7 protein-coding genes are annotated in these 7,691 nt (G+C 51.6%); 4 read left to right on the forward strand and 3 right to left on the reverse strand.

Translation table 11 applies throughout. The features are described from left to right. Nucleotides 1–178: 178 nt before the first annotated feature. Together RB620_RS29980 and RB620_RS29985 are read right to left on the reverse strand one after the other, a co-directional pair. The gene (locus RB620_RS29980; RefSeq protein ID WP_308100820.1) at nucleotides 179–1,294 is read right to left on the reverse strand and encodes a stalk domain-containing protein; all 1,116 of its coding nucleotides are present in this window, start codon (nucleotides 1,292–1,294) and stop codon (nucleotides 179–181) included. 31 nt (nucleotides 1,295–1,325) lie between these two features. After that, nucleotides 1,326–2,069, reverse strand: a complete 744-nt coding sequence (locus RB620_RS29985) for a superoxide dismutase family protein (protein ID WP_308100821.1) — start codon at nucleotides 2,067–2,069, stop codon at nucleotides 1,326–1,328. A gap of 190 nt (nucleotides 2,070–2,259) precedes the next feature. On the opposite strand from RB620_RS29985, the gene RB620_RS29990 reads away from it, so the two are divergent. The 4 genes from RB620_RS29990 (at nucleotide 2,260) to RB620_RS30005 (ending at nucleotide 7,524) form a co-directional block, all read left to right on the forward strand. Beyond that, a complete protein-coding gene (locus tag RB620_RS29990; protein WP_308100822.1) occupies nucleotides 2,260–2,988 on the forward strand; it encodes a response regulator transcription factor in 729 nt (242 codons plus the stop codon). Then, complete coding sequence (locus RB620_RS29995) at nucleotides 2,985–3,998, forward strand: sensor histidine kinase (protein ID WP_308100823.1); 1,014 nt, start codon at nucleotides 2,985–2,987, stop codon at nucleotides 3,996–3,998. The genes RB620_RS29990 and RB620_RS29995 overlap by 4 nt, the downstream gene beginning before the upstream one ends. 131 nt (nucleotides 3,999–4,129) lie before the next feature. Continuing rightward, complete coding sequence (locus RB620_RS30000; RefSeq protein WP_308100824.1) at nucleotides 4,130–4,840, forward strand: ABC transporter ATP-binding protein; 711 nt, start codon at nucleotides 4,130–4,132, stop codon at nucleotides 4,838–4,840. A gap of 2 nt (nucleotides 4,841–4,842) precedes the next feature. Continuing rightward, a complete protein-coding gene (locus RB620_RS30005) occupies nucleotides 4,843–7,524 on the forward strand; it encodes an ABC transporter permease (RefSeq protein ID WP_308100825.1) in 2,682 nt (893 codons plus the stop codon). A gap of 92 nt (nucleotides 7,525–7,616) precedes the next feature. On the opposite strand, the gene RB620_RS30475 is transcribed toward RB620_RS30005, so the two are convergent. After that, the coding region (locus RB620_RS30475) for an IS3 family transposase (protein ID WP_374121433.1) at nucleotides 7,617–7,691 on the reverse strand (75 nt) is incomplete at its 5' end.

A 7,691-nucleotide genomic window follows, 5' to 3' on the forward strand; every position in this document is an offset into this window, starting at 1 on the left:
ATCCTCCGCACCTATCCTCACGGACTAAGCACTATGTGTCGGCTATGTACTTCCGCCACCTGCGGTGTACTGGAGACTTTCACTCCTTAGTAGAGTGCGCTGCCAAGCGCACAAAAAACCTCCAACCCCACTCTTTTAGTGGACTTGGAGGTTCATTCCGTTCCTTTTGTTGAGGTCCTTACGGAAAGGCTACCCTTATCGCAACCCGTTTCGTTGTTCCATAAATATCTTCGAAATCCGCGGTGATGACGGATTCCGTATATTTGTCCGAGGAGTATTCTGCGACAAGCAGCGGGATCGGCTCCATCCCGTCCGGCACCCATCTGGCCGTAATCTCATATTTGGCAATCGGTACGGATTGCAGACCAGCCCCATCCGGGTGGAACACGCTCATTCCCGTGATCACCTCGCCTTTGCTGCCGTCAATCAATGGCGTGAGAGGAGTTAACGTCAATTCCACATCATCAAGGGAAAATTCTGGCCAATTCTCATTATCCGGATAGTCGTAGATATCGATGACTACCCTGCCGTGAATATCTTCCCAGACAAAATCCCTTACGGCACCTTTATTCGCTCCGAACGGACGATCCGTGGCGGAAGTGAGATTAAAGGCATGCACCTTTCCTTCGAATTCATGCTCGTAATAGCTGATCATATTCCATGTCGTATTCAATTCCGGCAGATCGATCTGATAATACCCGTTCTCGTCGGTATACGCCGTCTGGTAGCTATCGCGGGCCAGCTGATTATCCGCAATAATTTCAACGCCTTCCATTGGTGTTCCTTGTCTGTCCGTTACGTACCCTTTCACGACAAAAGGCTCTGCTGCCAGCGGTTGTTCGGAGTGATGATCATGACCGCCCGCGCCCGCCATCGTGTTGACGGATGCGACTTTGCGTTTCGCGTCATATCCCACCTCCGCGCCCAGCGCCTCGGATACAAACCGGAGCGGAACATAGGTCTTTCCTTGCAAAAGCATCGGAGGAACGTCGAGCGTCACCGCCTGCGCATTTACATGAGCGGTTGCGGCATCAATGGTGAGCTTAACGGTTGTAGCATCTTTCACAGCTGTAACCGTCCGGGTTTTCTCGTCCCAACTGACTTTCGATTGCAATTTCTCGAAAATGGCGCGCATCGGCACCATCGTTCTGCCGTCTACCAAATAAGCTTCGACACCCAGCGATTTGCCGTCCACTTCAATGCCGATTTTCTGATAGCCGTTATTAGCCCAGGCATGGATACTTACCATTCCGGAGATCAACGTCACGATTAATACAGCCCATATTTTCTTCAAAATCATTCTCCCCTCTATCCGGCGGTTTGGATTACTCCGCAGCCTCTACGATGTTCCCGCCCGCAATCCGGTCGCCGGAGTTGCCGGACGGATCTGTCTTACCATCATCTTCCTTCGCATGGATAACAAGCGACTTGCCCCATACGGAAGTTTCTTTCCCTTTCTCCATCGTTGCGCCTTCAACGACTAGATCCGTACTGACTGTACCGTCCTCTTGCACCGTCAGATTGTGCAGATCGCCTAGGTGATGACCCCCGGCATTGTGATGCCCGTGCTGCTTGCCGTGCGGGTTGAAATGTCCTCCCGCCGTTGCGAAGTCGTTGCCCTCAATCGGCTTCTCGTGCAGATGGAAGCCATGCTTGCCCGGCGTCAGCCCGGAAGCTACGAAATGAACATTCACCCCGTTCTCGCCTTGCGATAGCGTCGCTTGGCCGATCACGCCGCCCGTCGCGTCTCTGACCTCCACCTCTACAGCGCCGATCCATACCGTTTTTGTACTGCCTTCCCATTGCACCGGCATATTCAGCATCTCGCTCACTTTGCGGATTGGCACGTAGGTCGTCCCCTTGTACAGGATCGATTCCGGTACCTTGCTTCCTTGGTTGTTGTACATGCCGTCCGCCGAGGATCGATCCTCGCCCGTCACCATAAACCGCAGCTTCTCGAATCCCGCCGTAATCGTCGTAGGCTGTGCCATTGCAACCCCCGAGAAAAATAACGAGCCGCACAAAAACACCGCCACCATCTGTTTCAAGCTAAACCGTTTGTCTGTCATTACTGCTTCCTCCAACCATTCGTTATTTGTTCATCCGAAAACGAATGTTACAGGAACGATTCGAAGTTCTTATCGAGACCCTGTCAAAAAATTGCGAAGATCATGTGAGCAGCGAAAAAAAATACTCCTCAACCTCGAAAGGTGCGGTTATGATTGGTGATATAGACCATTTCGAGAAAGAAGGTATACCATGCAGCATCAAGAGAAGGCCATTCGCGTATTGGTCGTTGATGACGAGGAACAAATGACTAGCTTCATCGCTTCGTATTTAACGAATGAAGGCTATTCGGTTAAGCAGGTCCACAGCGGCGCGGAGGCGCTTCAGGAATTGGAGGAATCTCCCGCCTTCGACTTGATTCTGCTGGATTGGATGATGCCCGGCATGAACGGCCTAGATGTATGCAGACGGCTGCGCAGGTTCTCCGATGTGCCGGTCATCTTCCTAACCGCCAAAACCGAAGAGATCGATAAAGTGCTTGGACTGGAAATCGGGGCGGACGATTACATTACCAAGCCGTTCTCGCTTCGAGAGCTGGAAGTCCGGATCAGGGTCGTGCTCCGCCGAAAACAACATATCCATGCGCAGTCTTCAACTGATTCCGAGGATGAGCCGCGAACGCTGACGAGAGGAAGGCTGTCCATCGATTTGCCGAAGCATACGGTTTACCTCGACCAGCAAGCGATCACCGTTACCCCTACCGAATTCAAGCTGCTCCTTACGCTCGCCCAGCACCCGGGTAGAGTATACAGCCGTCTGGACCTGCTGGAAATCGCTTTAGGCGAAGAATATTCCGGCTATGAACGGTCGATCGATACCCATATCCGCAACCTGCGCAAGAAGCTGGAGCATGATTTCTCGAACCCTAAGCTGATCGTGACCGTACACGGCGTAGGCTATAAGTTTGGCGATCCCTCATGAAGATGCGGATGAAGCTCTTCTTGACCTTCTTCGCTTTTGGTGTCGTTATCTTTCTATTATCGAATCAAACGATAACCGAATTTGCAGTAGGCAGCGGCAGTACCGGGAGGCAACTCGCCGTCTCGTTCGTTGCGGTATGCGCGATTGCGGGATTCTCCTATTTGCTCGCGATTACCTTCTGCAGAAGATTAGAGGTGCTTGCAGGGCAGTCGCAGAACGCGATCACGCACCGAACTTCAAGTTACGTCGAAACGGCGGGGTCGCGCGATGAAATCTATGAAATCGCGCAATCCGTCAATAAGCTGAAGACGCAATTAACGGAAGGAGAAGATATCCGCAATCGGCTCGTCGCCGATGTGGCGCATGAACTGCGAACGCCTATCGCCATATTGCGCGGACATCTGGAAACGATTCTATCGGGGGGAATCGAATTGGACCGGGATCACCTCCTTCCTCTGCTGGATGAGACGAAGCGTATGTCCAGGCTGATTCAGGACATGCAGGATTTGAATTTGGCCGAAGCCGGGAAGCTGTCGCTCGATAGGTCATGGACCCCATTCGGCTCCAATCTCGAAGAAATTGTATCGATTCTGGAGATTGAAGCGGAGGCCAAATCGATCACCCTTCACCTCGAGGGCGAAGGTGACCGCGAATTGTACGGCGATACTCTTCGGATCAAGCAAGTGTTCATCAACCTGCTCGGCAATGCCGTCCGGTATACGCCCGAAGGGGGACAGGTCGACGTTCGTTATACCTACCTCGATGGGCAAATGGTCGTAACCGTCTCGGATAACGGGCCTGGTATCGCACCCGAAAGCCTGCCCTACATCTTTAAGCGCTTTTACCGCGTAGAAGGCTCGCGAAACCGGGCATCAGGGGGAACTGGCCTTGGCCTCGCCATCGCCAAGCAGTTCGTAGAGGTACACGGCGGAACGATTTATGTCGAAAGCGAGCCGGGCGTTGGGACGGTCTTCACTGTCTCGCTGCCTGTCTATCCTCCGAATCCGTAGCCGCAGCGACTGATGAAACACGCATTTTCTATGGATTTTCCCGCTACAAAATTGATATCTCCTTGATAGAATTAACGGAAATGCTAGCATCCACCGCGAAGCATTAGTTCGTTAAGAATGGAGTGAATGCTATGAATCCCGCACTACCCCAATTGACAGTCCAGAACCTATGGAAGGTATATCCTTACGGGGATTATCGAGTTGAAGCATTAAAGGGGGTTTCCTTCGAAGTCGCAAAGGGGGAGATGATCTCTATTATGGGGCCCTCCGGCTGCGGGAAGACCACGCTGCTCAATTGCGTGTCGGGACTAGACACGATCGATCAAGGCAGCATCCGGATCGACGGCGTCGAGCAGACCGAATTGAAAAGCAGAAGCCGCGATGCCTATCGGGCCGGGCATATGGGATTCGTCTTTCAGGCGTACAATTTAATTCCCGTGCTGACAGCGGCCGAGAATGTCGAACTGCCGTTACTAAGCTTGGGAATGAAGCCAAAGCTTGCGCGGGAGAAGGCGCTTGAAGCGTTATCTAGAGTTGGGCTGCATGATCGTTCCGGCCATCTTCCATCTGAGCTGTCGGGCGGACAACAGCAGCGGGTTGCCATTGCTAGGGCAATCGTCAACCAACCGCTTATTGTCTGGGCAGATGAGCCGACGGGCGCCCTAGATTCGAGGACTACGACTATGGTGATGGATCTGATTGAGCACTTGAATCGAACGGAAAAGATCACATTCATTATTGTCACCCACAATCCGGATGTCGCTCAATATTCCCATCGGACCTTATTCATGGACAGCGGTCATGTGATTCAGAACCGGGCGAATCGCGGAAGGAGCGTATAATCATGTTCCTTCTTATCATGAGCGCGATCGGAGCTGCGCTATCCGTTTATTTGGGTTATCTTCTCCTGCGTTATTCCCATCTGCGCAGATTGGCCTGGCGAAGCATACGGAACCAGAGACGATCGACGTTGCTTACGATAATCGGCCTGGCCATTAGCACGGCTCTTATCTCCATGACGCTGATCGCGAATGCGACCTTGACCCGTACAGCGGAGTCGGAGACCGAGAATTATTATGGTCCGATTGCTTACGACATTCCTTCTCGAAACCAACCCGCTGCCGCCAGCACCTTCTTTGACTTCCAGACGATCCAGCAGATTCGTCAAAAGATTGACGGCCCGTCGCTTCCCATTGTAAATCTGCCTGCGACCTATATGACCAAGAACGGCAAAGGAGAGATCAAGCGGCACTCCCCTTATATCAATACGATTGGAGTAGACACAGCCGAAGCGATCCGTTTCGATTCTTCCTTAAGTAAGCTGCTTAGCAGCGAACCTCAGCGGGATGAAGTGCTCTTGTCTTCGCGTGCCGCGGCCGTTCTTAAAGCACGAACCGGAGACGCGGTGTACGTTGTGGACGCCTCGAACCGCGAGCACAGGCTGCGGGTAAGCGGCGTCTTACAGGAGCGCGGGTTAACCGGCTATCCCGGCATATTCCGGGCGCATGCTACGGCTATCGTAGCTTTGGATACGGCCAGATCTCTTGCTGGCATAGACGGCCCAACGTACACGAATCTCCTGACTACGAACCGGCCGCCATCCGAATGGATCGGGGAGCCGGTCCTTGAGAATTATACTTCAACGAGTAAGGACGCTATCGGATTTCTTACGATTCTCATTGGTATCGCTAGTTTGAATGCCATCCTTATCGGAATCGTCCTGGTTACGAATATTTTCAGATTGATCGCCGAGGAGCGAAGGAATGAAATGGGCATCCTCCGCGCAATCGGCTTGGGCAAGTCCGATATCTGGAGATTGCTTATGCTCGAAGGGCTGTTATACGGCATTTTCTCCGGTATGATCGGTGTCGCAATAGGCTGGATGCTTGCTTATATATTGTTGAAGCAGATTGCACCCATGATAATCGGTGAATCGTTTCTGAACTTAATGTCTCACTTAACGGTCGATCCCGTCCTAGCCTTATCCAGCTTGTCCTTTGGCCTGCTCATCATCTTCCTATGCGTCTTGTTCATTGCCAGGAAAACGGTAAAGCTGTCTATTGTCGAGGCCATTCAACCGGTTCAGCCTATGAGGCAAACGAATAAGAAGCAAGCGATACGAAATTCCTGGCTGTTCATCTTATCATGTCTGATCATGATGTCCTTTACCATTCTGTTTGCCGTGCCGGATATCCGAAAAGAATGGATTACCGATGATCAGATTCCCGTCATCATCGCCATCCTCTTTCTTTCGATTCCGCTTCTGGCATTTATTACAGCCCGGCTGCTGCCATTGATCGGGAGAGGCATCTTGTATATGTTCCGCAATACAGCGGCGGCGTCGCTTATTATTCGCCTTGCCTTTCGCAACCTGAATACGAATCCGCTTCGAACCGGACTGATCTTGTTTATGTTTATTGCCATATCTTGCTTTATCAGCTTCTTTATCCTCTACAGCAATACGATGAGGCAGTACATGAGCGAAGACAATCCCATCGTGCTCACCGGCGGCCATGATTTGGCGGCAAGGGATTGGCGGCCTCTAGATACGGAATCGATAGTCCGGCATATGGAGGCATCAGACGAATACGAACGAATCGCACCGTTCCAGCTCTCTGCCGTTCAGCAGTTGTTATGGAAAAAATCGTGGGGGGAGTGGGGGCAATACGAAATTAAAATAAACGGAATCGATTCCAGCTTCGCTGAATCGAACGATATCCCCCTCCTAGTCAGGGACAGCAAGTATGCAAGCGATCGTGAAGCTTGGCGCGAGATTATCCACAATGACGAGGTTGTCATCGTTGCGACAGATGTGCGTTCATACGGGGTCGGGGAATTAATCCCGATTCAAGTCGGGGACCGTACCGTCAACAAGACAGTCATAGCCATAGCCGGACTTAGCGGCTACGATCCGGAATCCTATGGCATTTGGACGAATCCGAATGTGCTGGAGGAATTAGCAAAGAGCAAATCCGAAATCCACAGCACCGTCTTTATCAAGCTGGGAGAACAAGCAGACAATGAATCTATAGAGAGAATCAAACATCTGCTGTCTCTGCAAAACATATACCCGGTAACGAACATCGTTGAGTCCGAAATCGGATATTACCGCCAGGGTATCTTTATCAGCAATATGCTGCAAACCTTCAACATTGCGGCTCTCGGCATCGGAATGATCGGCCTGATCGTGGTCATGTACCGTCTGATCCGCCAGCGCAGCCGCCAGATCGGCGTATTGCGCGCGATAGGCATGCGTCCTGATACCGTGCTGCTCAGTCTGATGCTCGAAGGTTTCATTTTAGGAAGCCTTGGGCTTGCCCTCGGGTTTGCGGTTGGCGCTTCCGTGAGCTTTGTTTCCTTCAACACCATTTCCGAGTTAAGCGAGGCCGACTCTCTCTCCCTTCCGTTCTTGAAGCTTTTGATTTACTTCTGTGCCGCTCTCGCTTTATCCCTCGCCTTTTCTTTTGTGCCGGCACGCAAGGCGCTGCAAGTCTCACCGACGGAAGCGACTCGGATTTCAAATTAAGAAGGCGGCAATCGACCAAAAACCAGAAATGGCGGTACAGGGATGACCTGAACTGCACCCCGTCAAGTAGACAGTACAAAAAATAAAAGTCGTTAAGCGGCCTTGGTTCTGAATTCCATTGGACTAAGGCCGTTTAATTTTGTCTGTAATCGTTCGTAATTGTAAAA

It is taken from the genome of Paenibacillus sp. LHD-117 (assembly GCF_030929555.1).
GTDB lineage: Bacteria > Bacillota > Bacilli > Paenibacillales > Paenibacillaceae > Pristimantibacillus.